The organism is Nocardia sp. JW2 (genome assembly GCF_051843015.1).
GTDB lineage: Bacteria > Actinomycetota > Actinomycetes > Mycobacteriales > Mycobacteriaceae > Nocardia > Nocardia coubleae.
Genome location: NZ_JBPXLK010000002.1, coordinates 454,389 through 479,553, shown reverse-complemented (window position 1 = coordinate 479,553; position 25,165 = coordinate 454,389). Strand labels below are relative to the sequence as shown.

Here is a 25,165-nt window from a genome sequence, read left to right as displayed (position 1 = left end):
TTGGCACACTGCCTACACTCGCCCGAGACGAAAGTTGTCGATACCGGGCGCGGGGCCCACACGGTGACCCGTCCGAAGCGACCAAAGATTGCACACAGGAGGCTCAGTGCCCAGCCATGCCAGCGCACGGATCACGAAGGTACTCGTAGCTAACCGCGGCGAGATCGCGGTCCGCGTGATCCGGGCTGCCAAGGACGCGGGGATCACCAGCGTCGCGGTGTACGCCGAGCCCGATGCCGACGCTCCCTTCGTGAAGCTCGCCGACGAGGCGTTCGCCCTCGGTGGCCAGACCTCGGCCGAGTCGTACCTCGTGTTCGACAAGATCCTCGACGCCGCCGCCAAGTCCGGCGCCGACGCGATCCACCCCGGTTACGGCTTCCTCTCCGAGAACGCCGATTTCGCCCAGGCCGTCATCGACGCCGGGCTGATCTGGATCGGCCCCTCACCGCAGTCGATTCGCGACCTGGGTGACAAGGTCACCGCCCGCCACATCGCCGAGCGCGCGCAGGCCCCGATGGCCGCGGGCACCAAGGACCCGGTCAAGAACGCCGACGAGGTCGTCGCGTTCGCCAAGGAATACGGCGTCCCGGTCGCGATCAAGGCGGCCTTCGGTGGCGGTGGCCGCGGCATGAAGGTCGCCCACACCATCGAGGAGATCCCCGAGCTGTTCGAGTCGGCCACCCGTGAGGCCGTCGCCGCCTTCGGCCGTGGTGAGTGCTTCGTCGAGCAGTACCTGGACAAAGCCCGCCACGTCGAGGCCCAGGTCATCGCCGACCAGCACGGCAACGTCGTCGTCGCCGGTACCCGTGACTGCTCGCTGCAGCGTCGCTTCCAGAAGCTCGTCGAGGAGGCGCCCGCGCCGTTCCTGTCCGACGAGGTCCGCGCCAAGATCCACGACTCCGCCAAGCGCATCTGCCGCGAGGCCGGTTACTACGGCGCGGGCACCGTGGAGTACCTGGTACAGGGCGAGACCGTGTCGTTCCTCGAGGTGAACACCCGCCTGCAGGTGGAGCACCCGGTCACCGAGGAGACCGCGGGTATCGACCTGGTGCGCCAGCAGTTCCGCATCGCCGAGGGCCACGAGCTGAGCATCACCGAGGACCCCGCCCCGCGTGGTCACTCCTTCGAGTTCCGCATCAACGGTGAGGACGCCGGTCGCGGCTTCCTGCCCGCCCCCGGCCCGGTCAACGTGTACCGCGAGCCCTCGGGCCCCGGCGTGCGCGTGGATTCCGGTGTGGTGGCAGGCAGCGTCATCGGCGGTCAGTTCGACTCGATGCTGGCCAAGCTGATCGTCACCGGCGAGAACCGCGAGCAGGCGCTGCAGCGCGCCCGTCGCGCGCTGGCCGAGTACGAGGTCGAGGGCCTGGCGACGGTCATCCCGTTCCACCGCGCGATCGTCGAGGACCCGGCGTTCATCGGTGACGGCGAGAAGTTCGACGTCTACACCAAGTGGATCGAGAACGAGTGGAACAACACCGTCGAGCCGTACACCGGCGGCGGTGCCCCGGCCGACGACGACGAGGAACTGCCCCGGCAGAAGGTCGTCGTCGAGGTCGGTGGCCGTCGCGTCGAGGTCTCGCTGCCCGGCCAGTTCTCCCTCGGTGGCGGCGCGGCCGGTGCGGCCGGTAACGGTGTGGTCCGCAAGAAGCCCAAGCCGCGCAAGCGTGGTGGCGGCGGTGCCGGCGCCGCGTCCGGTGACGCGGTCACCGCGCCCATGCAGGGCACCGTGGTGAAGGTCGCCGTCGAAGAGGGTCAGACCGTCGAGGCCGGCGACCTGATCGTGGTGCTCGAGGCCATGAAGATGGAGAACCCGGTCAACGCGCACAAGGCCGGTGTCGTCACCGGGCTGGCCGTCGAGGCGGGTGCCGCCATCACCCAGGGCACCGTCCTGGCCGAGATCAAGTAAGACGACATTTCGCGAACGGACGCCGGTCTTTGTAGACCGGCGTCCGTTCGCGTTCAGGGGCGATTGCCCTGAGTGAACGGGCGGCGAAGATCGCGGTCGCGGCCGGGCGCCGCGTCCGTGGCCTGTCGTAATGTGGGTCGGGTGACCAGCAGTGCGCACATCGAACCGGATTCCGCAGCCACACCGGATCCGGTGCCGGTCGCCGAGGTGATTCGCGGCAGGCAGGCCGCCGGGCATCGCGACGACGGCCACCGTCTGGCCCTGGTGATCGAGGGCGGCGGCAGCCGTGGCGTGTATTCCAGCGGCATGGTGCAGGCGCTCGAGGAGCTCGGGCTGTCGACGGTGTTCGATGCCGTGTACGGCACGTCGGCCGGGGCGATCAACGGGGCGTGGCTGCTGTGCGGGCGGGCCGCCTCGGGGATGCGGTCGTGGACGGATCGCACCATCATGCGGCGAGTGGTCGACCCGGTGCGGATCGTGCGCGGGCGACCGGTTTTCGATCTGCACTACCTGGTGCACCGGGTGTACGACGGGATCGAGCCGATGGACTTCCCGGCGATTCTCGCCAATCCGACCAGCTTCCATCCGATCGCCACCGATACCCGCACCGGGCAGCCGGTCGATCTCGCACCGTTCATCGTCGACAAGCCGACGCTGCTCACAGCTTTGCGCGCGTCGGCGGGATTGCCGTTGCTCGCGGGCCCGCCGGTGGAGCTGGCAGGCCGCAGTTATTTCGACGGTGGTCTCTCCGAGACCGTGCCGATCCGGAGCGCGGTGAGCGCGGGCGCCACCCACGCCCTCGTCCTGCGCACGCGACGAACCGGGGAGCTGCGTCCCCCCGCCCCCCTCGTGCACCGGGTGGTCGGCGGCGGATATCTGCGTGCGGTCGCACCCGGCGCTTTCCGCGCGTGGTCGGCGCGACCCGGTCAGCAGGCGGTGGAAGACAGCTATCTGGCCGGACTCGGCGACCGGGTACTGCAGGTACATCCCCCTGCCGACGCCCCGCCGGTCGACAGCGCCGCCCGCGACACCACCCTGCTCACCCAGGCCCTCGACCTCGGACGCGCCGCCGTCCACGCCCTGCTCGGCGACCGGCCGAGCCCGGCCTGAGGCGACCCCCGGAACTCCGGGGCACCGGTTTTGCCGGATTTCCCAGTTCTGCCCGCTCCCATAGCGTCTCACCGGCGAGGGCATGAGCAGAGGAGACCGGGATGGGTACGCAGGTGCTGGCTCGACCGCCGGTGGAATCGGCCGGTCATGAGGAGCCGCAGGAGCGGGGGTGGCATCCGGCCGTCCGGGTACTGTTCCGGTTCACGTTCGTCACCGTCGGAATCGGGATGGCCGGTGCGTGGTTGCTGCACGCGCTGCTGCGCACTCTCGGCCTACCGCAGCAGGTGGTGGCCGAGATCGGCAAATGGACTGCGCTGCATCCACTCACGGACTGGGTGGGCGCCCGGCTCTTCGATGTCCGGGTCGACTACACGGTCACCGGTAGTGGTGACACAGCCGCCAAGTGGATCAGCGTCCTCACCCTGATCCTGGTCGCGGTTCCGGTGACCGCGGTGTGGTCGGTACTCGACCGGCGGCGCCCCGACTATGCCCGCCTGTACGGCTGGTTCCGGTTGCTGGTGCGGTTCACCCTGGTGAGCGCGCTGATGCTGTACGGGATGATCAAGCTGATGCCGACCCAGATGTCGTTCAATCTGGAGCGGCTGGTCGAACCGTTCGGGCACATGAGCCCGATGGCCGTGCTGTGGGCGCAGTCGTCGCTGTCGGAACCGTACGAGATGGCGCTCGGGGCGGCCGAGGTAGCGGCGGCGGTGCTGCTGATCCTGCCGCTCACCGCCGGGCTCGGTTCGGTGCTCGCGGTGATCGTCGCGCTGCAAGTGGTCTTGATGAACCTCACCTTCGATGTGCCGGTGAAGCTGTTCGCCCTCCAACTGCTGCTGTACGCACTGCTTCTCGCGGCACCTGATCTCGTACGTCTGGTCCGGGCGCTGCTCGGCCGTGCTGTCGAAGCGAGCCCGCCGACCACCCTGCTCACCTCACCGCGTGGCAACCGCTTGATGCTCGGTGCTCAGGCACTGCTCGGGCTGTGGTTCCTCGTGGCCACGGCGGTCGAGGCCTACGACGGCTGGCACACCTACGGCAATGCCCGGCCGAAGTCGCCGCTCTACGGCATCTGGAATGTCACCGAGTACTCGGTCGACGGCGAGCAGGTGCCCGCGCTGGTCGGCTTCGACGCACCGGCAACCGGCCTGCCGAACGCGACCGAACGGTTCCGCCGCATCATCTTCGACATCCCGCAGGGCATGACCGCCCAGCGCCTCGACGATTCGCTGGTGTCCTTCCCCGCCCGCGTCGACACCGGAAAGCAGACCGTCACCTTGTCCAAGGACACCACCCACCAGTGGACCATCGCGTCCTTCACCTATCTTCGCCCACAGGAGAATCAGCTGATCCTCGAGGGCAAGCTAGGCGGCCGCCAGGTGCGGATGCGGCTCGACCAGGTCGACCTCGACCAGTTCCCCGTCGTCTCGCGCGGCTTCCACTGGGTTCAGGCCACCCCGTACTACCGGTGACGCCCCGGCTAGGCTCGGCCCGTGGAACCGATCGAGATCAACGCAGGCTCCTGGTATCTGCGTGCCCTGCGCGCCGACGAACGGATCGATGACCGGCCCGCGCTCGCCGAAGCAGGCATCGTCGACCCCGATTACATCGCCCGCCGCGACACCGGCTGGGCGGACGAATCGCATCTGTCGTGGGCGGTGTGCGTGCCGACCACGGCGGAGATGATCGCCGAGATCGGGGTCACCCCCGACGCGGACGGCACCGCCCTGATCACCGGTTGGGCGCGCGAGGGATTCGACGACGCCCTGGCCACCGGCGTCGAATCGGTGACTCGTTTCGTCGCAGGCGCCCTCGCCCTCACCCCGCGGCTCAGCCCCGAATTGGGCTGAGCCCCAGGGCGTTCGGTCTCGTCAGTAGATGCAGGGCTTGGGCCGGCCCGCCCAGCCGCCGTTGAGGAATTCGCATACCGCCGAGAAGATGTCGCCCGTCGAGGACCCGACCTGGGTCGCGGCCGGGGCGCTATCGGGTCCGGTGGCCGCGTTCGCGGTCGTGACGGGGAGGGCGAGGCCGGCGATCACAGCGCTGACAGCAACGAGCTTCTTCATCGAGAGTCCTGTTCGGTAGTTGTCGATCGAGTTGTTCGCTCGGATGACGAGTCTGGCATATCTGACCGTTCGGTCAAATACCCGGAGGCACCGAATCGGGTTTCTCCCAATAGGTTTGCCGTCATTCCATGATGGTCGCGAGTACCCGGTCGAGGGCGTCCACAACCTTGCCCAGTTCCGCTTCGGTGACGGTGAGTGCCGGACGGAACCGGATTCCGCGCTCGCCGGTACCCAGCAGCAGCACGTGTTCGCGCTCGCGCAGGGCCGTCACCACCCGGTCCCGCAGCTGCGGCGTGGCAAGGGTGATCGCGCACATCAGCCCGCGCCCACGCACCTCGCTCACCTTCGCCGGGTGCGCGGCGGCGAGCTGACCCAGCTGATCGAGCAGGTACCGACCGAGGGGGCCGACCTTGTCGATCACCCGATCCTGTTCCAGCACTTCGAGAATGCGACGCGCGCGCACCATATCGGTGAGGTTGCCACCCCACGTGGAGTTGAGCCGCGAACTCACCCGGAAGACATTGTCGGGCACCTCGTCGACCCGGCCGCCCGCCATGATGCCGCAGACCTGCGTCTTCTTCCCGAACGCCACCACATCCGGAGCGACATCCAATTGCTGGTAGGCCCAGGTGGTTCCGGTGAGCCCGACACCGGTCTGCACCTCGTCGAGGACGAACAGGGCGTCGTTGTCGTGGCACAACCGCTGCATCGCGGCCAGGAACCGCGGCCGCAGATGCCGGTCACCGCCCTCGCCCTGAATGGGCTCGGCGATGAAACAGGCGATGTCGTGCGGACGGTCGGCGAACGCGCGGGCGGCCTGAGCGAGGGTTTCGGCTTCGAGCGCGTCGAGGTCCTCGCCCGCGAAGGTGTGCGGGGTGTCCAGGCGTGGCCAGTCGAACTTGGGGAAGCGCGCGGTCTTGACCGGATCGGTGTTCGTCAGCGACATGGTGTAGCCGCTGCGCCCGTGGAAGGCGCCGGTCAGGTGCAGCACCTGGGTGCCGAGTTCCGGTGAGCGGCCGTGGGATTCGTTGTGCCTGCTCTTCCAGTCGAAGGCCACCTTGAGCGCGTTCTCCACCGCGAGCGCACCACCGTCGACGAAGAACAGGTGCGGTAGCCGCGGATCACCGAGCACGCGGGCGAAAGTGTCGACGAAGCGGGCCATCTCGACGGTGTAGACGTCGGAATTGCTCGGCTTGTTCACCGCGGCGGTGGCCAGTTCGGCGCGGAAGCGCTCGTCGCGAGCCAGCGCCGGGTGGTTCATGCCCAGGGCGTTGGAGGCGAAGAAGCCGAACATGTCGAGATAGGCGGTGCCGTCGCGTTCGTCGATGAGCGTGCGGCCGTGGGACTTGTGCAGGTCGAGCACAAGGTCGAAGCCGTCCGCGAGGATGTGCGAGGACAGGATTTCGTGGACCCGGTTGGCGGGGGTGACCGCCGCGCCGGGGCGCTCCAGTTCGATGGTCACGACCCGAGGGTACGCAACTATTTACGGAACATCCACGGAATGACGGATTAATTACGAAGAATCGTTACCTGTCGTAGAATGTCTGCAGGATGATGGTGCTGCGCGTCCGTACGTTGGCGGTGGCCCGGATCTCCTGCAGCAGCTGTTCGAGATGCCGGGGTGAGGCCACCCGCACCAGCAGGACGTAGCTCTCCTCGCCCGCCACCGAGTGGCACGCCTCGATGCCGGGAACGTGCTGCAGCAACGCGGGCGCGTCATCGGGCTGGGATGGGTCGAGAGGAGTGATCGCGACGAATGCCGACAGCAGGTGCCCGAGCGCTTCGGGGTCGACGTTGGCCGTGTATCCACGGATCACGCCGCGCGCCTCGAGCCTGCGCACCCGTGACTGCACCGCCGACACCGAGAGGCTGGCCTTCTCCGCCAGATTCGACAGGGTGGCGCGCCCGTCGTTCATCAGCTCCCTGATCAGGAGCCGGTCGATATCGTCGAGCTGGGGTCTAGCCGGTGTATCCGCCATCAGCGAAGGCTAACGCAGGCCGGGGGTTGCGCGGGGAAGACTTCTTTCTGTTCTCCTCCGAAATCCGAGCGAACTTTTCCGTGAGTCGTACCAACAGCAGAAGGTGAACAGTGATGACGCACACCGTGACCGAGCATTTCTCCGAACAGCTCTCGCTGCGCGCGCGGGCCCTGCTGCACGGCCTCGGCGCCGACGTGCCCGAGCCGGGCGTCCTGCTCGCGCGCACCCCGATCTCCGGCGGTGTCCTGCTTCCGCTCACTCCCGACACCACAGCCGACGTGGATGCCGCGATCGGTCGCGCGGCCGGGGCGTTCGAATCGTGGCGCACGGTCCCCGCCCCGGTGCGCGCGGCGCTGGTGCGCAGATTGTCGGCGTTGCTGGTCGCCCATCAGGACGAATTGGCCGAGCTGGTCACACTCGAGGCGGGCAAGATCGGCGCCGAAGCACTCGGCGAGGTGCAGGAGATGATCGACGTCTGCGAGTTCGCGATCGGCCTGTCACGCCAGCTCTACGGCGCGACCATGCCGTCGGAGCGGCCCGGGCATCGGCTCATGGAGACCTGGCATCCGCTCGGGGTGGTCGGGGTGATCTCGGCGTTCAACTTCCCGGTCGCGGTGTGGGCGTGGAACACCGCCATCGCGCTGGTCTGTGGTGACACGGTGGTGTGGAAGCCGTCGGAGACGACCCCGCTCACCGCGCTGGCCTGTCACACGCTGCTGCGCCGGGCCGCGCTCGAGGTGGGCGCGGATCCGCAAGTGCACCAGCTGGTCCAGGGTGACGCCACCGTCGGCGAGGCGCTCGTCGACGACCCACGGGTGGCGCTGCTGAGTGCGACCGGGTCGGTGCGGATGGGTGGCGTCGTCGCGCCACGAGTGGCGGCCAGGTTCGGACGGTGCCTGCTCGAGCTCGGTGGCAACAATGCCGCGATCGTGGCGCCGAGTGCCGATCTGGAGCTCGCGGTGCGCGGGATCGTGTTCGCGGCGGCGGGCACGGCGGGTCAGCGATGCACCACGCTGCGCAGGTTGATCGTGCACAGCTCGGTCGCCGATCAGCTCGTCGAGCGGCTGTCGTCGGCGTACAGCCAACTGCCCGTGGGCAATCCACTCGACGACGGTGTGCTCGTCGGCCCGCTCATCAACGAACGCGCCTACACCGCCATGCAGGCGGCGCTGCTGCGCGCGAAGGACGAGGGTGGCGAAATCGTCTGCGGCGGTGAGCGGGTGGAGCTGATCGGGTCGGAGGCGTACTACGTGCGGCCCGCGCTGGTGCGCATGCCCGCACAGACCGAACTGGTGCGCGAGGAGACCTTCGCACCGATCCTGTACGTGCTCACCTACGACGACCTCGACGAGGCCATCGCACTGAACAACGGTGTGACCCAGGGCCTTTCCTCGGCCATCTTCACCCTCGACCAACGCGAAGCCGAACAGTTCATCGCCGGATCCGATTGCGGCATCGCCAATGTCAATATCGGCACCTCCGGCGCGGAGATCGGCGGCGCGTTCGGCGGGGAGAAGAACACCGGCGGCGGGCGCGAATCCGGGTCCGATTCCTGGAAGGCCTACATGCGCCGGGCGACCAACACGATCAACTACTCCACCGAACTCCCCCTCGCCCAGGGCATCCATTTCGGCTGATCACAGCGGCGATTTCGCCTTCGGCCACCCCGCGTGTACAGTAGTGAATGCAACGCGGGATGGAGCAGCTCGGTAGCTCGCTGGGCTCATAACCCAGAGGTCGCAGGTTCAAATCCTGTTCCCGCTACCACCCGAAAGCCCCGGAGTTTCGACTCCGGGGCTTTCGTCGTTCATCCCAGTCGCAATGTCCAATTGCCGCGGAAATGCAGCCGGGTGACGCTCGCCGGCTGAACATCGATGCGCCAGAAGGACTTCGGCGGCGCGTCGAGGACGACCAGCAGCGCCGCGCGGATCACCGAGGGATGTGTCACCGCGACGGTATCCACACCCGCCGTCGCTATCTCGGCCAGCCAGAACCGCACCCGCTCCACCAGGTCGGTCACCGACTCACCACCGTGCCCACGGAATTCCGGATCGGTGAGCCAGGCGAACAGCTGATCCTGCGGGAGCCTGCTCATTTCGGTACCCCGCCACGCCCCCGCGTCCAGGTCACGTAGTCGCTCGTCCCGCTCGCCCACCAGCCCGAGCGCCTCCGCGGTCTCGCGCACCCGACGTTCCGGGCCCGTCCGCACCTGGGCTCCGGTCAGCGGCGAGCACGTCTCCAGCGCGGTGAGGCCCGCTGTGTCCAGGGGTTCGTCGACCGGGAAACGCGCCTTGCGTACCGCCTCGGTGAGGCCGTGGCCGACGAGGTCGACTCTCAGCACCGTTCGCACGATGGACCAGGGTACGGCGAGCGTGTTCCGGGCCACCCCCCTCACCCCGGCTCGACCGGGGAATCGTCGGCGGCCCGGCCATCGACGCTGGTCGCGGGCGGCGCGCGGATCGCGGAACCTGTCGGTGGGTGGGTGCACACTGAATCTCATGGACCGGTTCTCCCCCGCTACCGCGCAGTGGTTCGACGGCGCCTTCCCCGAGGCGACGTCGGCCCAGCTCGGCGCGTGGCAGGCCATCGCCGACGGGCAGCACACCCTTGTCGTCGCGCCGACCGGGTCGGGCAAGACGCTGTCGGCGTTCCTGTGGGCGATCGACCAGCTCGCCCAGCGTGGGCCCGCCGAGCCCGGCACCCGCCGAGGGACGTCCGTGCTCTATGTCTCACCGCTGAAAGCACTGGCAGTGGACGTGGAGCGGAACCTGCGAGCCCCGCTGGTCGGGGTCACCCAGACGGCGAAGCGGCTGGGGCTCGACCCGCCGGAGATCTCGGTGGGCGTGCGATCCGGCGACACCACCCCCGCGCAGCGCCGGGCGATGCAGCGCACCCCACCCGACATTCTCATCACCACACCCGAATCACTGTTCCTGCTGCTCACCTCCGCGGCCCGCGAAACTCTCGCCGAGGTCGAGACGGTGATCGTCGACGAAGTACACGCCATCGCCGGCTCCAAACGCGGCGCGCACCTGGCGCTGTCGCTGGCCCGGCTCGATCAGCTCACCGAACGGCCCGCGCAGCGCATCGGGCTGTCGGCCACCGTTCGCCCGCCCGAGGAGGTCGGGCGATTCCTCGTCGGCGACGCGCCGATCACCATCGTCCGGCCACCCGCGCCGAAGACCTTCGACCTGTCGGTTCGCGTGCCGGTGGCGGATATGACCGATCCGGGCGGCGACTCCGACCAGCCGGGTTCGATCTGGCCGCATGTCGACGAGGCCATCGTCGACCTGGTGCTCGAGCATCGGTCCTCGATCGTGTTCGCGAACTCGCGACGCCTGGCCGAACGATTGACCGCCCGGCTCAACGAGGCCTACGCCGCCAAGCTGGGCGAACCGGTCGAGACCGAGCACGCCCCGCCCGCCCAGCTCGGGCCGTCCACCGAGGTGATCCACGGTGCCGACCACCTGCTGGCGCGTGCCCATCACGGGTCGGTGAGCAAGGAGCAGCGGGCGATCATCGAGGACGACCTCAAGACCGGCCGGCTGCGGTGCGTGGTTGCCACGAGCAGCCTCGAGCTGGGCATCGACATGGGTGCGGTCGACCTGGTCGTTCAGGTGGAGGCGCCGCCGTCGGTGGCGAGCGGGTTGCAGCGGGTCGGGCGGGCCGGGCACCAGGTGGGCGAGATCTCGCGGGGCGTGCTGTTCCCCAAGCACCGCACGGATGTCATCCATTGCACCGTCGCCGCCCAGCGCATGCTGTCCGGGCAGATCGAACTGCTCCAGATTCCCGCGCATCCGCTCGACATCCTCGCCCAGCAGACCGTTGCCGCCTGCGCGCTGGAACCGCTCGATGTCGATGCCTGGTTCGATGTCGTCCGGTCGACCGGAAGTTACGCGCAGCTGCCCCGCTCGGCGTATGAGTCCGTGCTCGATCTGCTCGCCGGTCGGTATCCGTCCGACGAGTTCGCGGAGCTGCGGCCCCGCGTGGTGTGGGATCGCGATGCGGGCACGCTGACCGGGCGCCCCGGTGCGCAACGCCTGGCGGTCACCTCGGGTGGGGCGATTCCCGATCGCGGGATGTTCGCGGTGTTCATGGTGGGCGAGAAGGCTTCCCGTGTAGGTGAACTCGACGAGGAGATGGTCTACGAGTCCCGCGTCGGTGATGTGTTCGCGCTCGGTGCGACGAGCTGGCGGATCGAGGAGATCACCTTCGACCGGGTGCTGGTGTCGCCCGCGTTCGGGTTGCCCGGTCGATTGCCGTTCTGGCATGGCGACGGATTGGGCCGTCCCGCCGAATTAGGTGCGGCGCTAGGCGAATTCGTGCGCACGGCAGGTCAGGTTCCCGCCGATGAGCTGACCCAGATCGTGACAAACATGGGCACAGCGGTCTCGGCTCCCGGCGACCAGCTCGATTCGAAGGAGGTCACCGCCGGACAGGACGTTCCGCTGGAAGGCGGGTCGCAGGTCGCACGATCCCGGCGAGAGACTGCGGAGGTACCCACCCGAGGGACTTTGTCCGGCGGGGCCGAGGCGAGCCGAGCCCAACCAGCCGCCGTCGAGTCGAGCCGGGCGCGATCACGCGGTGCCAGTCGGGCCGGGGCGGAGCTGAGTAAGCCTGCGGCGCGGCTCGAGGAATTGGTGCGCACAGCTGGGCTCGATCAGAACGCGACGGCCAATCTTGTCGGGTTGCTCGAGGAACAGCGCACGGCGACAGGGCAATTGCCTACCGATCGCACTCTGGTGGTCGAGCGGTTCCGGGACGAACTCGGTGACTGGCGGCTCGTGCTGCACTCGCCCTACGGCACGCCGGTGCACGCACCGTGGGCACTAGCCGTCGGTGCGCGTTTGCAGGAGCAATTCGGAATCGACGCGGCGCCTACCGCGTCCGACGACGGCATTGTCGTGCGGTTGCCCGACACCACGGATCAGCCGCCGGGTGCGGAGCTGTTCGCGTTCGAACCCGACGAGATCGACGACATCGTCACCGAACAGGTCGGTGGTTCGGCGCTGTTCGCGTCCCGGTTCCGGGAGTGCGCCGCCCGCGCGCTGCTGTTGCCGCGGCGCGACCCGGGTAAGCGGGCCCCGCTGTGGCAGCAGCGGCAGCGGTCGGCCCAATTGCTCGACGTGGCAAGGAAATTCCCGCAGTTCCCGATCCTGCTGGAAACCGTGCGCGAATGCCTGCGCGATGTGTACGACCTGCCCGCCCTGCGCGACCTGCTCACCCGGGTGGCACGCCGGGAGATCCGCCTGGTCGAGGTGGAGACCGCCACCCCCTCACCGTTCGCCAACGCCCTGCTGTTCTCCTACATCGGCCAGTTCCTCTACGACGGCGACAGCCCACTGGCCGAACGCCGCGCCGCCGCCCTCGCCCTCGACTCGAGCCTGCTCGCCGAACTCCTCGGCCGCGTAGAACTGCGCGAACTCCTCGACCCAGCCGTCCTCGACCTCACCGAACGCGAACTCCAACGCCTCACTCCTGAACGCCACGCCCGCGACGCGGAAGGCCTGGCCGACCTCCTCCGCCTCCTCGGCCCTCTGACCCCTACCGAAGCCGCCGCACGCTGCGTTCCCCGCCCCGGAACCCCGTCAGCCGCTCGCTATGCCGCGGCGGACGACCGAGCACCTCGCACCATCGAAGGGGAGTCGGCGACAAGCCCATTGGACGGGCATGCCGGTGGCGGCTCGGTTGACGTCAGCTCGTCGGTCAGTGGCGACACGTCGACGGGTGGTGGTTCGTCGGACTTCGGGTCGTCGACCCGAAGTGATACCTCGGCCGAAGGCGATGCAGTTGCCGACGGGAGTGCGGCAGTGATCGGCGATGGGGCGCGGCTGCTCGCGGACTCCGACGCGCCGGCGTGGTTCGTGGAGTTGCGGGATTCGCGGCGGGCGCTGGAGGTTTCGTTCGCCGGGCGGACCTGGTGGGTCGCGGTGGAGGACGCGGCTCGGTTGCGGGATGCGCTGGGGGTGCCGTTACCGATCGGGGTGCCTGCGGCGTTCATCGAGCCGGTGCCGGATCCGCTCGGTGATCTTGTCGGGCGGTATGCGCGCACGCACGCGCCGTTCACTACCGCCGCCGTTGCCGAGCGATTCGGCTTGGGAACGGCGGTCGCGGTCACCGCGCTGCATCGATTGCTTGCCGAAAAGCGTGTTGTGGAGGGGGAATTCACGCCGGGTGCGGCCGGTGGTGAGTGGTGTGACGCGCAGGTGTTGCGGCGGTTGCGGCGTCGGTCGCTCGCGGCGGCGCGGCACGAGGTCGAGCCGGTGTCCACCGCCGCGTTCGCTCGTTTCCTGCCTGCCTGGCAACACGTCGGTTCGGGAGAGTTGCGCGGCATCGACGGTGTCGCCACGGTGGTGGAACAGCTTGCGGGCGTGCCTGTTCCGGCTTCGGCATGGGAGTCGCTGATCCTGCCGATGCGGGTGCGCGACTACTCCCCCGCCATGCTCGACGAACTCATGGCCACCGGCGAGGTGATCTGGTCGGGGCACGGCGCCATCACCGCCCGCGACGGCTGGATCGCCCTGCACCTGGCCGAACAGGCCCCGGTCACGCTGCCACCGCCCGACGACATCGACCCGACCGACATCCAACTCGACCTCCTCCTGGCTCTAGGCGCCGATATCGAGCCCCGCCTACGATCCGGGCGAGGTGAACCAACCAACGGCACCGAGCCCGAGGCCGAGGTGATAGACCTCGACCGGCCCGGTGACATCGGCGGCGAAGGCCGTCGAATCCCGGCGAACCTCAGCGGCGGTGGCGCGTATTTCTTCCGCCAGCTGTCCGATGCGACCGGGCTGCTCGACGACAAGGCGGTCGGTGACGCGCTGTGGCAGCTGGTCTGGGCCGGTTACGTTTCCGGCGACACCTTCGCCCCGGTGCGCGCACTCCTGTCGGGCACCGCGCGCAGCACCACCGCCCATCGCACCCCGCGCCGCGCTCCCCGCGCCCGCGCGTACCTCCCCCGCCCGTCAATGCCGACCCGGTCCGGCCCACCGAACCTGGCAGGCAGGTGGTCGATCCTTCCGGAACGGGTGCGCGACAACACTGTTCGGGCCCACGCCACTGCCGATCAGCTCATCGAGCGATACGGCGTGCTGACGCGCGGCTCTGTGCAGAACGAAGGTGTGCCGGGCGGGTTCGCGCTGATGTACCGGGTTCTCACCGAGTTCGAGGACCGTGGCAGGTGCAGGCGCGGCTATTTCGTCGACACCCTCGGTGGCGCGCAGTTCTCCACCACCGACACCGTCGACCGATTACGTTCCTTCGACACCGACCGCGACAACAACCGGGCAGGCGTCGCCGTGGCCCTGGCCGCCTGCGACCCGGCCAACCCCTACGGCGCCGCCCTGCCGTGGCCCAAGGGCGACGCCGACAGTGGTCACCGGCCGGGCCGCAAAGCGGGGGCGCTGGTGGTGCTGGTCGGCGGCGAACTGGTGCTCTATGTGGAGCGCGGCGGCAAGACCCTGCTCAGCTTCACCGAGGACATCGGCCTGCGCCGCACAGCGGCTGTCGCCTTGGCACAGCTGGTCACCGACCGCCGGGTCGACGGCCTGGTGATCGACAAGATCAACGGTGAAACCGTGCACGGCCACACCTTCGTCGACGTCCTCGTCGAGGCGGGCTTCTCGATGACACCACGCGGACTCCGACTGCGCAGGCAGGTGTAGCCGATGCCCGAGGGCGACACCGTTTTCCGCACCGCCGAACGGCTACGCACCGCACTGGCCGGAAAGACCCTGACCCGCAGCGACTTCCGGGTGCCGCGCTATGCCACCGTCGACCTGGTCGGCGCGGTCGTCGACGAGGTCGCCAGTTACGGCAAGCACCTGTTCGTGCGCACCGAACGGGTGAGCATCCACACCCACCTGAAAATGGAGGGCGAGTGGCGGGTGTTCCACTGCGGCCAACGCTGGACCAAACCGCGGGTCACCGCGCGACTCGTGCTGGCCACCGAGGAGGTCGAGGCCGTCGGCTTCTCGCTCGGCAAAGTGCAGGTCCTGCCGCGCGCCGAGGAACACACCGTCATCGATCACCTCGGCCCCGATCTGCTCGGGCCCAGCTGGGACGCCGCCGAGGCGCTGCGTCGCCTGTCCGGGTATCCGCGCCGCCCCATCGGCCTCGCCCTGCTCGACCAGCGCAACCTGGCGGGCATCGGCAATATCTACCGCAGCGAGATCTGCTTCCTGCGCCGCGTCCACCCGGCCACCCCCGTCGGCGAGATCGCCGATCTCCCCGCCCTCGTCGACGAGTCACACCGGGTTCTCGGCAAGGCCGCGCACGAACCACCGTGGCGGCCGATGGTCTACGGGCGCACCCGCCGGCCGTGCCCGCGCTGCGGCACCGCCATCGCCTCCCAGCTCCTCGGCGAGGACGACGCCGCCGACCGCATCACCCAGCGCGAACGTGGCATCTATTTCTGTCCGCGCTGCCAGCCGGTTCCCTGAAACGGCTCGCCGTCGCCACCGTGGTCCGATACGCTCGCCAGCATCGTTCCCATCGCTAACTTCCCGGCAGTTCACCAGGTAGAGAGCAGGTTTCGCAATGGCATGTCGGATCGGTGAGCTCGTGCTCGAGTGCCGCGAGCCCGAGACGCTCGCCCGGTTCTGGTGCGCGGTACTCGATTACGTCGTGCTCGATCGCGACGACGACGGCAGCATCGAGATCGGGCCACGCGAAGGCTTCGGCGGCCCGCAGCCGACGATCATCCTCAGCCCCACCGACAACCCCACGCCCGGCAAGGCTCGCCTGCACATCGACGTCAATCCCACCGACCGCGACCAGGACGGCGAACTCGCGCGCCTGCTCGAACTCGGCGCACGTCCCGCGGATATCGGCCAGACGGGTGACGAGCAGTGGCATGTGCTGGCCGATCCCGAGGACAACTACTTCTGCTTGCTGAAGGCGCGCATCGACCCGGTCTGAGGGTCAGCGGTCCTGCGGTACCGGTTCCAGCAGTTGTGGACGCGGCTCCGGGGCGGCGACCCGCAGGGCGTCGGCCGACTTGTCGTCCGGCTGGGTCTGCGAATCGATCTCCGCGCGCACCCGCGCCTGGTAGGTCGACACCTCACGCTCGATGTCGTCGTCGTCCCAGCCGAGAATCGGCGCCACCAGGTGCGCGACCTGTTCGGCACAGTTGGCGCCCCGATCGGGGTATTCGATGGAGATGCGGGTGCGCCGGGCCAGGATGTCGTCGAGGTGCAGGGCGCCCTCCGCGGCGACCGCGTACACCGCTTCCACCTGCAGGTAGGCGGGGGCGTCGGTAATCGGTTGCAGCAGTTCGGGTTTGCCCTCGGCCATGGCGAGCACCTCGTCGACGACCGAGCCGTAGCGGTCGAGCAGGTGGGTCATCCGGTACGGGTGGACGCCGTAGTGCTCGGCCAGTTGCACGGTCTGGTTCACCAGCGCGAAGTACCCGTCGGCACCGAGCAGAGCCACCTTCTCGGTGATCGACGGCGACACGCGGGCCGGGATGTCCTGCGCCGCTTCGTCCATCGCATCGGCCGCCATCACCCGGTAGGTGGTGTACTTGCCGCCCGCGATACTCACCAGGCCGGGCGCCACCCGGGCAACGGCATGCTCACGCGACAGCTTCGACGTCTCGTCGCTCTCCCCCGCCAGCAGCGGTCGCAGGCCCGCGTACACGCCGTCGATATCGGCGTGGGTGAGCGGGGTGACCAGCACCTCGTTCACCCGGTCGAGCAGGTAGTCGATATCGGCCTTGGTCGCGGCGGGATGCGCGAGGTCGAGATTCCAGTCGGTGTCGGTGGTGCCGACGATCCAGTGCGCACCCCACGGAATGACGAACAGCACCGAAGTGGCGGTCCGCAGGATGATCGCCGCGTCGCTGACGATGCGGTCGCGCGGGACGACGATGTGCACACCCTTGGACGCTCGCACATGGAATCGACCGCGCTGATGCGACAGACCCTGCACCTCGTCGGTCCACACGCCCGTCGCATTGATGACCACGCTCGCACGCACCTCGGCGGTCCGCCCGTCCTCGGTGTCGCGCAGCTTCGCCCCGACCACCCGGTCGGCCTCCCGCAGCAGCCCGACCACCTGGGTGGACGTACGGATGACGGCACCGTAGTGGGCCGCGGTGCGGGCGACGGTCATGGTGTGGCGGGCGTCGTCGACGACGGTGTCGTAGTAGGTGACACCGCCGATCAGCGCGTCACGGCGCAGCCCCGGCGCCAGCCGCAGCGCCCCGTGGCGGGTCAGATGATGCTGTCCCGGAACGGATTTCGCGCCACCCATGGTGTCGTAGAGGGTCAGACCGGCGGCCACGTACGGCCGTTCCCACAGCCGGTGGGTGAGCGGGTACAGGAAGCGCAGCGGCTTCACCAGGTGCGGGGCCAGCGTCGACAACGCCAGCTCGCGCTCCTTGAGCGCCTCGCGCACCAACCCGAACTCGAGCTGCTCGAGGTAGCGCAGACCGCCGTGGAACATCTTCGACGACCGGCTCGAGGTGCCCGAGGCGAGGTCACGCGCCTCCACGAGGGCGACCGACAGGCCACGGGTCGCCGCGTCGAGAGCGATCCCGGAGCCGACCACGCCGCCGCCGATGACCAGCACGTCGAACCGGTCCTTGCCGAGGCGCTCCCAGGCGGTGCGCCGGTGTTCGGGCCCGAGCTCACCGGGGCCGAGCCGGTCCCGTTTTCCGCCTGCGACCAACTCACCAGGGTTGAGGAACGGAAACTCCGGTGTCTGCGACATGCTCGACTCCTCGCCGCCGACCGTGAACGGCCGGTCCCAGCCGACAGTTGGGTGCAGACGCCGGGCACGTCCCGGCGCCGCCTACAGGCTAAACGTAGTGCCCACCCGGCGTGTGGGACGAACCCGGCGAGGCGCGTGGCCGAAATTCGGTATCCGGGCCCAACCGGGCGATTCACACTCGTCGTCGGCGACAAAGCTTGCTACGACGACCGCGCGGTTGGGTAGCCTGCCTGAATGCGTCGCTATGTGGCCGCCATCGATCAGGGCACGACTTCGAGTAGGTGCATCGTCTTCGACCGGCAGGGCCGGATCGTCGGGACCGCGCAACGCGAACATCGGCAGATCTTCCCCAAGCCCGGCTGGGTGGAGCACGATCCGGTCGAGGTGTGGCGCAATACGGAATGGGTGCTCGGCGCCGCGCTCGGCAACAGTGGCTGCTCGGCGGGCGACCTGGCCGCCATCGGTATCACCAACCAGCGCGAGACCACCGTTGTGTGGGACCGGACCACCGGCGAACCGGTGTACAACGCCATCGTCTGGCAGGACACCCGCACCGATCAGCTGTGCACCGAGCTCGGTGGCGAGCAGGGTCCGTCGCGGTACGCCGACCGCACCGGGTTGCCGCTGTCGACCTATTTCGCCGGTCCGAAGCTGCGCTGGATCCTCGACAATGTCGAGGGCGCACGGGCAAAGGCGCAGGCGGGTGACCTGTGTTTCGGCACGATGGATACCTGGGTGCTGTGGAATCTCACCGGCGAACACCGCACCGATGTCACCAATGCCTCGCGCACGATGCTGATGGATCTGCGCACGCTGCGCTGGGATTCGCAGATCTGCGCGGAATTCGACGTGCCGATGTCGATGCTGCCCGAGATCCGCAGCTCCTCGGAGGTGTACGCGGAGATCACCGCCGGGCCCTTCGCCGGCGCGCCCGTGGCGGGCATTCTCGGCGACCAGCAGGCCGCCACCTTCGGGCAGGCGTGCCTGTCGCCCGGCGAAGCCAAGAACACTTACGGCACAGGCAATTTCATGCTGCTCAATACCGGGACGACACCGGTGTTCAGCAAGCACGGGTTGCTCACCACCGCGTGCTACCAGATCGGTGACGCCCCCGCCGTCTACGCGCTGGAAGGGTCGATCGCGGTCACCGGTTCGCTGGTGCAGTGGTTGCGTGACAACCTCGGCATCATCTCCTCGGCCCCCGAAGTGGAAACCCTGGCCCGTACGGTCCCCGACAACGGCGGCGCCTACTTCGTCCCCGCCTTCTCCGGCCTGTTCGCCCCGCGCTGGCGGCCCGACGCCCGAGGCGTCATCGCGGGCCTCACTCGCTTCGTCACCAAGGCCCACCTGGCCAGGGCCGCACTGGAATCCACCGCTTTCCAGACCCGTGAGGTGGTCGACGCCATGCGGGCCGACGCCGCCGCCCAGCACCTCGACCTGGAACTGACCACCCTCAAGGTCGACGGCGGCATGACCGGCAACGACCTGCTCATGCAGTTCCAGGCCGACATCCTCGACGTCCCCGTGGTCCGCCCGGTGGTCCGCGAAACCACCGCCCTCGGCGCCGCCTACGCCGCAGGCCTGGCCGTCGGCTACTGGTCCAGCCTCGACGACCTGCGCGACAACTGGACCGCCGACCACACCTGGACCCCCGACATGCCCGAATCCGAACGCACCCAACGCTATTCGGAATGGAACAAGGCCGTGGAACGCACCTACAACTGGTCCTGAGGATGGACGACCGCCCCCGCAAGCTGCCTCGGCAACGCCGGGCGCGCGAGACCGTGGAAACGCTGCTCGAGGCCGCCGCCCAGGTGTTCTCCCGCGAGGGTGCGGCGGCCACCACCAACCGGATCGCCGAGCGCGCGGGCGTCTCGATCGGCACGCTGTACCAGTACTTTCCGAACAAGACGGCGATGTTGCGCGCCTTGGCCGAGCGCCACTTCCTCGCTGCCGCGACGGGACTCGGCGAGGTGTTCGCGCGGTTGCGGTCCGAGGAGCCACCGTTCGACGAGACGCTGCGCGCGATCGTGACGGCTGTCGCCGATCTGCATCGCGACCGGCCTGCCCTGCACGCCCTCATGCACCGCGTCGCGTTGCGGCTGCCCGCGGAATGGGAGGCGATGCGGGCCTTCGAGGACTACCTCGTCGCCGAGGTGGAGTTCCATCTGCGGCGATGCGGGCGCGGCGGAGCTGATCCGCAGTTCACCGCACGGACCCTGGTCCACGCCGTCGACACCCAGGTGCACCGCGTCATGACGCGGCACACCGTCGATGCGGATGCACTGCTCGTACTGGCGCGGCAGTTGCTGCCGGAGGGCTGAACGGGCCGTGGTCGCCCCGACCGATCAGAGCGGGCGGACCGAGTCGATGACCTCCCGCAACGTGTCGGCCAGCCGCGTCAGCCCCGGCTCTTCGATGGGGAAGTGACCACATCCCTCGAGCAACACCGCTCTCGTGTCGGCGGCGATCCGGTCGAGGAACCGCACGCTCAGTTCCGGCGGCGTCCACCGGTCCGCCGCCGGGTGGACCAGCGTGACCGGCGAACCCTGATAGTCCTGTGGAGGTGTGTGCTCGAACAAGAGGAAGTCCGTGAGAAAACCGACGGGGATCCACACGCCGCCGCCTCTCGGGTCGCTGCCACAGTGTCGCGACAATGCCGGGTCGAGGCTCATGTTCGCCATATCGACCATCCATCGAATCGGCAGGCGCACACCGCTCGCCACTCGCCCCGCACCCGAGAGGACGCCACGCGGCAACGCGCCCAACGCCTTCCAGCGGGCAGCCGCCCGACGTGCGGCCGGGTCAGCAGGGTCGAGCAGGCAAGTCGCCACCACATGCGCGACCCGCCCGGTCCGCGCCGCCACCTCGTACGCGAGCATCCCACCGACACTCGCGCCGAACAGCACGAGCGGCCTGCTGTCGGATTCGGTTTCAGCACAGACGAACTCGCTCACCAGCTCCACCCAGTCGCGATACCGCACCGACGTGGGCTTCGGCTCGACGGTGTCGCCGTAGCGGAAGATCCAGCGCCGCGACCGAAACACCCTCCCCCGCAGCGATTCCGAGCAGCGGCCAAACCAACCCCGCATGCCCACCCGCCCCGTGCAACGCCAACACCCGAACGGCCGCGTCCGCACGCTCCACCCTGGCCACATGCACCCTGCGCCCTCGCCATTCCCACCACGTCGACTCCGGCTCGACCACCTTCTCCCGATACCGAACCGGCAGGAACTTCACATAACTCGAATACTCCATACGCACAGAGTCCGGCCCCGAATACCCGCTGCCAACTCGCATTCACGACCCCGAACCGGCCGCAAAAACACCCACTGAGCAGCGCCATCGCAGAACACTGATTCACGTGCTCGCATTTCGAACATCGCTACAGCGGCTTCCGAGGAGACAACGGTTCAGGCTCGGGGTCTCGGAGTCCGGTCAACTGTTGTGGACAGTGTTCCCCTGTCCCCGGATTCGGCCTGTCGGCGCCGCCGAATCGCGCATGACTGCGCCCTGATCGCCCAGGCGCACAAGGACTCACGAAGAGTTGATGCCCTTCCGAGCGACCGGTGAGCCACGATCAAACGCTGGGCGTGGCTGCCTTTGCCAGGCGGTTGACCGCTTCGGTGAGGGTGGGTTCGTCGGAGGTGGTGAAGCAGAGGCGCATGGAGGTCTGGTAGGCGTCGGTGACGGCGAAGGCGGCGCCGGGGACGTAGGCGACGCCTGCTTCCAGGGCGGTGGGGAGCAGGGTCGAGGCGTTGGTGCCGTCGGTGAAGTCGGCCCAGATGAACATGCCGCCGGTGGGGTCGGTGCAGTGGACGCGGTCGGCGAAGGTGGTGCGCAGGGCGGCGACGAGGGCGCGGGCGCGGGTGCCGTAGGCGGCGCGGATGGTGTCGACGTGGGTGGTGAGCCAGTCGGTGTCGGTGAGCAGGTCGGTGGTGATCTGGTGGGTGAGGGCCGAGCCACACAGGTCGGCGCCTTGTTTGAGGAGTTCGACTGCGCGACAGACCTTTTCGGGGGCGATCAACCAGCCGACACGCAGGGCGGGGGCCAGGATCTTGGACACGCTGGACAGCCGGATCACCTGGGGCGAGTAGGAGGCGACCGGCGCCGGGGCCGGCTGGTCGAACCAGAGTTCGCCGTAGGGATCGTCTTCGATCACCCAGAAGCCGTGTGCCTCAGCGAGTTCGGCGAGGCAACGGCGGCGCTCGGGTGCGAGGGTGACCCCACCGGGGTTGTGGAAGTTCGCGACGGTGTGGACGACGGCCGGACGCTCACCGGCGGCCAGCAGCTCCTCCAGCACGTCGACACGTAGCCCGTCGGCGTCGAGCGGCACGGCGACGATGCGCGCACCGGCGGCCCGGAACACTTGCAGCGCACCGACATACGCCGGGTCCTCCACCACGACCAGGGCGCCCGGATCGAGCAGCACCTCGGCCAGCAGCGACAACGCCTGCTGCGAACCATGGGTGATGAACACCTCGCCGACCGGCACCGACCGGCCGATCTTCGCGGACTCGCGCTCGGCGATCACCGCACGCAGCGCGGGCCAGCCGGGCGACTCCGTGTACTGCAACACCGCCGGATCACGCAGGGCCGCCTCCGCCGCGGCGGCGATCCGCTCACCCGGCATCAGCGCCGCATCGGGCAGACCACCGGCAAGGCTGATGATCTCCGGCCGCGCGGTGAGTTTGAGCAGGTCCCTGATCGCCGAACTCTGCAAACCGGCGAGCTTGCCCGCCAATGCTGGACTGGTCAGCGACATGGAAACCTCCGGGAACGCCAGGGGACGCGATGACCAACGATCGCACAGCATTCACCAGAATATGAAATTGTTGTCCCAGATAATGAGACTACGGGAGGGCGGTAATGGACTTGACCTGCCACTTCCCATCGGTCAGCGTGGTGACGATCTCCTGCTTGTAGACCACCGACGTACGGTCGGGATGCCACTCGCGCAGCTCCACGTCATAGACGCCGACGCCGGTCTCGCGCACCTTCACGCAGTGCGTGGTACCCCTCGGGATCTGATCGTCGATCGCCTTCTGGATGACATCGGCGGGCGAGATGGTCACCGCGTCGGGCGCGACGAACTCCCGCACGCGCGCGCCGGAGCGTTCGACATAGAAGGCGTACTGGAAGCCGAGGATCGCCCGCGCGCCCGAGGATGTGTCGCCCGGGCCGTTGCCGACGGTGAGCCCCTCGTCGGCGATCGTCCGGCAGTCGGCACCCGCAGCGGAGGTGACCGGCGCCGCGGTGGGCCCGGGATCCTCGCCACCACCACGCTTGACCAGCCCGATCGTCAGCACCAGCGCGACGACGAGCAGGACCGCGGCCACGACACCGCCGATGATCCAGCGCATCCGGTTGTCGGGCTCGGACTCCTCGGCGACCGGCGCGGTCGGCGTCTTCGGGGCGAGCCTGCGGGCGATGGGGTCGTCGGCCCAGGACAGGCCGGGTTCGGGCGGCTTGGGGACGCCGCCGTCGTCGTCGGGGCTGTTCCACCAGGCCCGGTCCTCGGCGTCGTTGTCCTTGGCCGGTGCGCGCGGCGGTTCGGGGGCGCGTTCCGGCTCGGTGACCCGCTGCTGGCGCGGCGCGGAGTTGCGCCGGATGACCTCGGTCTCTTCCTTCCCGGAAGTCACCGGCACCGAGTCGCCGAACACCGAGCTACCGGCGGCGGAAGCGTCGGCGCCGAAACGCACCGTCGGATCGGCGGGCGGGGTGGGTCGTGCGGGCGGCGGTGTCGCGACAGCATCACCGAACGGCGAAGGACGCGGCGGCGCAACGGGATTCGCCGGAGGCGGCGTGGCCCCACCGAAAACGGAGGTCGGTGCCGAAGGACGAGGCGGCGCAGGCGGACTCGTGGGCGGCGGCGTGGACACGGCATCGCCGAAGACGGATGTCGGAGCCGAACGACGCGGCGGCACAACAGGATCGGACCCGCGCGGCGGAACAGGCCCATTCGGCGGAACGCTCCCGGCGGGAGGCACCGGACCAGGAGCGGCGGGTGGAACGGGGCCGGCCGGGGGCATCGGCGCACCCACCGGCGCACCGAACGGCCCGGGCGCGGGCGCGGAGCCCGGCTGCGCGGGTCGCCAACCGACCTCCGGCAGCGGTCCCGGCGGAGCGGGCGGCGGCACGGCGAGCGGACCACCGAAACCGGCGTCGTCGACCGGCGGCCCGAAATCGCCTACGGGAGGACCGAATTCACTCGCGGGCCGGTTACGGCCGCGCTCGTTCTCGTCATCCTCGGTGGCCACAGTCCCATCCTTTCCCCAGGACACACGTGTGGGGCGGTCGCCATCCGACCGCCCCACACGACGTACTGCGTGTCAGTACTGGAGCGAGCCACCCCACTGAGTGGTGACACCCGCGACGTTGATCGTCTGCAGCAGCTCCCCCGGCACCGGAAGTGTAGCCTTCGCGGCCTGTTCCATCGCGGCGGCACCGCCCGGCTGAGCCTTGATCCAGTTCTCGACCGCCGCCTTGGCCAGGTTGGCCTGGGTGGTGTCGAGGACGGTGACCATGGTGTTGTCGGGGCGGCCGTCGCCACCGTTGAAGGTGGTGACCTTCACCGAGTTCTCGCCGACGTACTCGACCGCCACACCGGCGTCACCGAAGCCGCCACCCGGCGCGCGGTAGCCGATGGTGCCGACGTAACCGGAAGCGTTGTTGTAGTGGTGGGTGTTGGCCAGCACACCCGGCAGCAGCGAACCGCCGTCGACGGTGACGCCGACTTCCTGGTGCGGGCCTTCCATCTCGACGACCGGCGCGGCGGGCGCGTTGGCCAGGCGCGGCGCCTGCCAGGCGGGCTCCTGCGCTTCCTGCGGCTCCTGCACCAGGGTCTCGGGACCGTCTTCGGCGGCACCGCCCTGCGCCTGCGGGGCCGCGGGCTGGTTCTGCGAAGGCTGCGCGGGCGTCTGCTGGGCGGGAGTGCCACCCTGCTGGCCCGGCGCGGCCTCCTGCGGCTTCTCCGGGTTGTTCACGGCGGGCTGGGCGGGGTTGCCCTGACCGGCCTGACCCGGCACCGGCAGCGGCGCGGTACGCGGGGTGGTGGTGACGCCCGGCTGGCTCGGCGTCGGCTTGGCCTGCTCCGGCTCCTCCGGCGCGGGGGTGGTGACACCCGGCTGCGCCGGGGTGGGCTTGGACTCGCCCGGCTTCACGTTCTCCGGGGTCTCCGGCTGCTTCTCTTCAGGAGTGACCGTCTCCGGCGTCTCCCCCGGCTGCTGGCTCGGGGTCTCGGTGCCCGGCTGCGCAGGAGCCGGAGTCGCGGGTGTGGTCGGCTGGTCGCTGGGGACCGCGCCGGCCGGAGCCGCGAGGAGGGTCGCCACGGCCGCGGCGGCGGCCAGGGGCAACGACGTGCTTGCCATCGCTCGCTGCGCCCGACT

Annotated in this window: 19 protein-coding genes and 1 tRNA gene; 11 read left to right on the top strand and 9 right to left on the bottom strand. The window is 69.2% G+C overall.

Annotated features, from left to right (window positions below):
* The first annotated feature begins 106 nt into the window (after window positions 1-106).
* The 4 genes from ACSVDM_RS05215 to ACSVDM_RS05200 all read left to right on the top strand — a co-directional run bounded on the left by ACSVDM_RS05215 (window position 107) and on the right by ACSVDM_RS05200 (window position 4,866).
* On the top strand, window positions 107-1,906 hold the full coding sequence (locus ACSVDM_RS05215) for an acetyl/propionyl/methylcrotonyl-CoA carboxylase subunit alpha (RefSeq protein ID WP_067490697.1): 1,800 nt from the start codon (window positions 107-109) through the stop codon (window positions 1,904-1,906).
* A 141-nt stretch (window positions 1,907-2,047) separates the two neighbouring features.
* Entirely contained in the window at window positions 2,048-3,016 is a 969-nt protein-coding gene (locus ACSVDM_RS05210; protein ID WP_439263190.1) for a patatin-like phospholipase family protein, read from the top strand.
* A 101-nt stretch (window positions 3,017-3,117) separates the two neighbouring features.
* Window positions 3,118-4,488, top strand: a complete 1,371-nt coding sequence (locus ACSVDM_RS05205; RefSeq protein WP_439263188.1) for a DoxX family protein — start codon at window positions 3,118-3,120, stop codon at window positions 4,486-4,488.
* 21 nt (window positions 4,489-4,509) lie between these two features.
* A complete protein-coding gene (locus ACSVDM_RS05200) occupies window positions 4,510-4,866 on the top strand; it encodes a hypothetical protein (RefSeq protein ID WP_439263187.1) in 357 nt (118 codons plus the stop codon).
* 21 nt (window positions 4,867-4,887) lie between these two features.
* Here ACSVDM_RS05200 and ACSVDM_RS05195 read toward each other — a convergent pair whose 3' ends face one another.
* From ACSVDM_RS05195 to ACSVDM_RS05185, 3 genes are all read right to left on the bottom strand, one after another.
* A complete protein-coding gene (locus ACSVDM_RS05195) occupies window positions 4,888-5,082 on the bottom strand; it encodes a hypothetical protein (protein WP_067490706.1) in 195 nt (64 codons plus the stop codon).
* A 121-nt stretch (window positions 5,083-5,203) separates the two neighbouring features.
* The gene (lat, locus tag ACSVDM_RS05190; RefSeq protein WP_439263185.1) at window positions 5,204-6,544 is read right to left on the bottom strand and encodes an L-lysine 6-transaminase; all 1,341 of its coding nucleotides are present in this window, start codon (window positions 6,542-6,544) and stop codon (window positions 5,204-5,206) included.
* 64 nt (window positions 6,545-6,608) lie between these two features.
* Window positions 6,609-7,061, bottom strand: coding sequence for an Lrp/AsnC family transcriptional regulator (locus tag ACSVDM_RS05185; RefSeq protein WP_067490712.1), 453 nt, complete (start codon window positions 7,059-7,061; stop codon window positions 6,609-6,611).
* Between the two features lie 113 nt (window positions 7,062-7,174).
* Between ACSVDM_RS05185 and amaB the strand changes: the two genes are divergently transcribed.
* Both amaB and ACSVDM_RS05175 read left to right on the top strand, forming a co-directional pair.
* Window positions 7,175-8,698 (top strand): L-piperidine-6-carboxylate dehydrogenase, encoded by a 1,524-nt coding sequence (gene amaB / locus ACSVDM_RS05180; protein WP_439263183.1) that lies wholly within the window; start codon window positions 7,175-7,177, stop codon window positions 8,696-8,698.
* Between the two features lie 53 nt (window positions 8,699-8,751).
* Window positions 8,752-8,828 (top strand) — tRNA-Met (locus tag ACSVDM_RS05175).
* 40 nt (window positions 8,829-8,868) lie between these two features.
* Here the strand turns inward: ACSVDM_RS05175 and ACSVDM_RS05170 are convergent.
* A complete protein-coding gene (locus ACSVDM_RS05170; protein WP_439263181.1) occupies window positions 8,869-9,402 on the bottom strand; it encodes a histidine phosphatase family protein in 534 nt (177 codons plus the stop codon).
* Between the two features lie 157 nt (window positions 9,403-9,559).
* Here ACSVDM_RS05170 and ACSVDM_RS05165 point away from each other — a divergent pair, with 157 nt between their 5' ends.
* From ACSVDM_RS05165 to ACSVDM_RS05155, 3 genes are all read left to right on the top strand, one after another.
* Window positions 9,560-14,728 (top strand): Lhr family ATP-dependent helicase, encoded by a 5,169-nt coding sequence (locus tag ACSVDM_RS05165; RefSeq protein ID WP_439263179.1) that lies wholly within the window; start codon window positions 9,560-9,562, stop codon window positions 14,726-14,728.
* Window positions 14,729-14,731: 3 nt separating this feature from the next.
* Window positions 14,732-15,505: an Fpg/Nei family DNA glycosylase gene (locus tag ACSVDM_RS05160; RefSeq protein ID WP_439263177.1), complete on the top strand. Its 774-nt coding sequence runs from the start codon at window positions 14,732-14,734 to the stop codon at window positions 15,503-15,505.
* A gap of 97 nt (window positions 15,506-15,602) precedes the next feature.
* Window positions 15,603-15,983 (top strand): VOC family protein, encoded by a 381-nt coding sequence (locus ACSVDM_RS05155; protein ID WP_439263175.1) that lies wholly within the window; start codon window positions 15,603-15,605, stop codon window positions 15,981-15,983.
* Between the two features lie 3 nt (window positions 15,984-15,986).
* On the opposite strand, the gene glpD is transcribed toward ACSVDM_RS05155, so the two are convergent.
* Entirely contained in the window at window positions 15,987-17,777 is a 1,791-nt protein-coding gene (gene glpD, locus ACSVDM_RS05150) for a glycerol-3-phosphate dehydrogenase (protein WP_245655420.1), read from the bottom strand.
* 234 nt (window positions 17,778-18,011) lie between these two features.
* Here glpD and glpK point away from each other — a divergent pair, with 234 nt between their 5' ends.
* Together glpK and ACSVDM_RS05140 are read left to right on the top strand one after the other, a co-directional pair.
* The gene (gene glpK / locus ACSVDM_RS05145; RefSeq protein ID WP_439263173.1) at window positions 18,012-19,508 is read left to right on the top strand and encodes a glycerol kinase GlpK; all 1,497 of its coding nucleotides are present in this window, start codon (window positions 18,012-18,014) and stop codon (window positions 19,506-19,508) included.
* Between the two features lie 2 nt (window positions 19,509-19,510).
* The gene (locus tag ACSVDM_RS05140) at window positions 19,511-20,101 is read left to right on the top strand and encodes a TetR/AcrR family transcriptional regulator (RefSeq protein ID WP_439263171.1); all 591 of its coding nucleotides are present in this window, start codon (window positions 19,511-19,513) and stop codon (window positions 20,099-20,101) included.
* A 24-nt stretch (window positions 20,102-20,125) separates the two neighbouring features.
* Here the strand turns inward: ACSVDM_RS05140 and ACSVDM_RS05135 are convergent, their stop codons facing one another.
* From ACSVDM_RS05135 to ACSVDM_RS05120, 4 genes are all read right to left on the bottom strand, one after another.
* Complete coding sequence (locus ACSVDM_RS05135) at window positions 20,126-20,824, bottom strand: alpha/beta hydrolase (protein ID WP_439263169.1); 699 nt, start codon at window positions 20,822-20,824, stop codon at window positions 20,126-20,128.
* A 533-nt stretch (window positions 20,825-21,357) separates the two neighbouring features.
* On the bottom strand, window positions 21,358-22,542 hold the full coding sequence (locus tag ACSVDM_RS05130; protein ID WP_439263167.1) for a PLP-dependent aminotransferase family protein: 1,185 nt from the start codon (window positions 22,540-22,542) through the stop codon (window positions 21,358-21,360).
* A gap of 88 nt (window positions 22,543-22,630) precedes the next feature.
* On the bottom strand, window positions 22,631-24,037 hold the full coding sequence (locus tag ACSVDM_RS05125; protein WP_439263165.1) for a hypothetical protein: 1,407 nt from the start codon (window positions 24,035-24,037) through the stop codon (window positions 22,631-22,633).
* 72 nt (window positions 24,038-24,109) lie between these two features.
* Window positions 24,110-25,147, bottom strand: coding sequence for a hypothetical protein (locus tag ACSVDM_RS05120; protein WP_439263163.1), 1,038 nt, complete (start codon window positions 25,145-25,147; stop codon window positions 24,110-24,112).
* Window positions 25,148-25,165 lie beyond the last annotated feature (18 nt).

Bases quoted from the DNA above. Each gene is read 5' to 3' on its own strand.
- ACSVDM_RS05205 (WP_439263188.1), top strand. From the start codon at position 3,118: ATGGGTACGCAGGTGCTGGCTCGACCGCCGGTGGAATCGGCCGGTCAT.
- ACSVDM_RS05195 (WP_067490706.1), bottom strand. From the start codon at position 5,082: ATGAAGAAGCTCGTTGCTGTCAGCGCTGTGATCGCCGGCCTCGCCCTC.
- ACSVDM_RS05185 (WP_067490712.1), bottom strand. From the start codon at position 7,061: ATGGCGGATACACCGGCTAGACCCCAGCTCGACGATATCGACCGGCTC.
- amaB (WP_439263183.1), top strand. From the start codon at position 7,175: ATGACGCACACCGTGACCGAGCATTTCTCCGAACAGCTCTCGCTGCGC.
- ACSVDM_RS05165 (WP_439263179.1), top strand. From the start codon at position 9,560: ATGGACCGGTTCTCCCCCGCTACCGCGCAGTGGTTCGACGGCGCCTTC.
- ACSVDM_RS05160 (WP_439263177.1), top strand. From the start codon at position 14,732: ATGCCCGAGGGCGACACCGTTTTCCGCACCGCCGAACGGCTACGCACC.
- ACSVDM_RS05155 (WP_439263175.1), top strand. From the start codon at position 15,603: ATGGCATGTCGGATCGGTGAGCTCGTGCTCGAGTGCCGCGAGCCCGAG.
- glpD (WP_245655420.1), bottom strand. From the start codon at position 17,777: ATGTCGCAGACACCGGAGTTTCCGTTCCTCAACCCTGGTGAGTTGGTC.
- glpK (WP_439263173.1), top strand. From the start codon at position 18,012: ATGCGTCGCTATGTGGCCGCCATCGATCAGGGCACGACTTCGAGTAGG.
- ACSVDM_RS05140 (WP_439263171.1), top strand. From the start codon at position 19,511: ATGGACGACCGCCCCCGCAAGCTGCCTCGGCAACGCCGGGCGCGCGAG.
- ACSVDM_RS05130 (WP_439263167.1), bottom strand. From the start codon at position 22,542: ATGTCGCTGACCAGTCCAGCATTGGCGGGCAAGCTCGCCGGTTTGCAG.
- ACSVDM_RS05120 (WP_439263163.1), bottom strand. From the start codon at position 25,147: ATGGCAAGCACGTCGTTGCCCCTGGCCGCCGCCGCGGCCGTGGCGACC.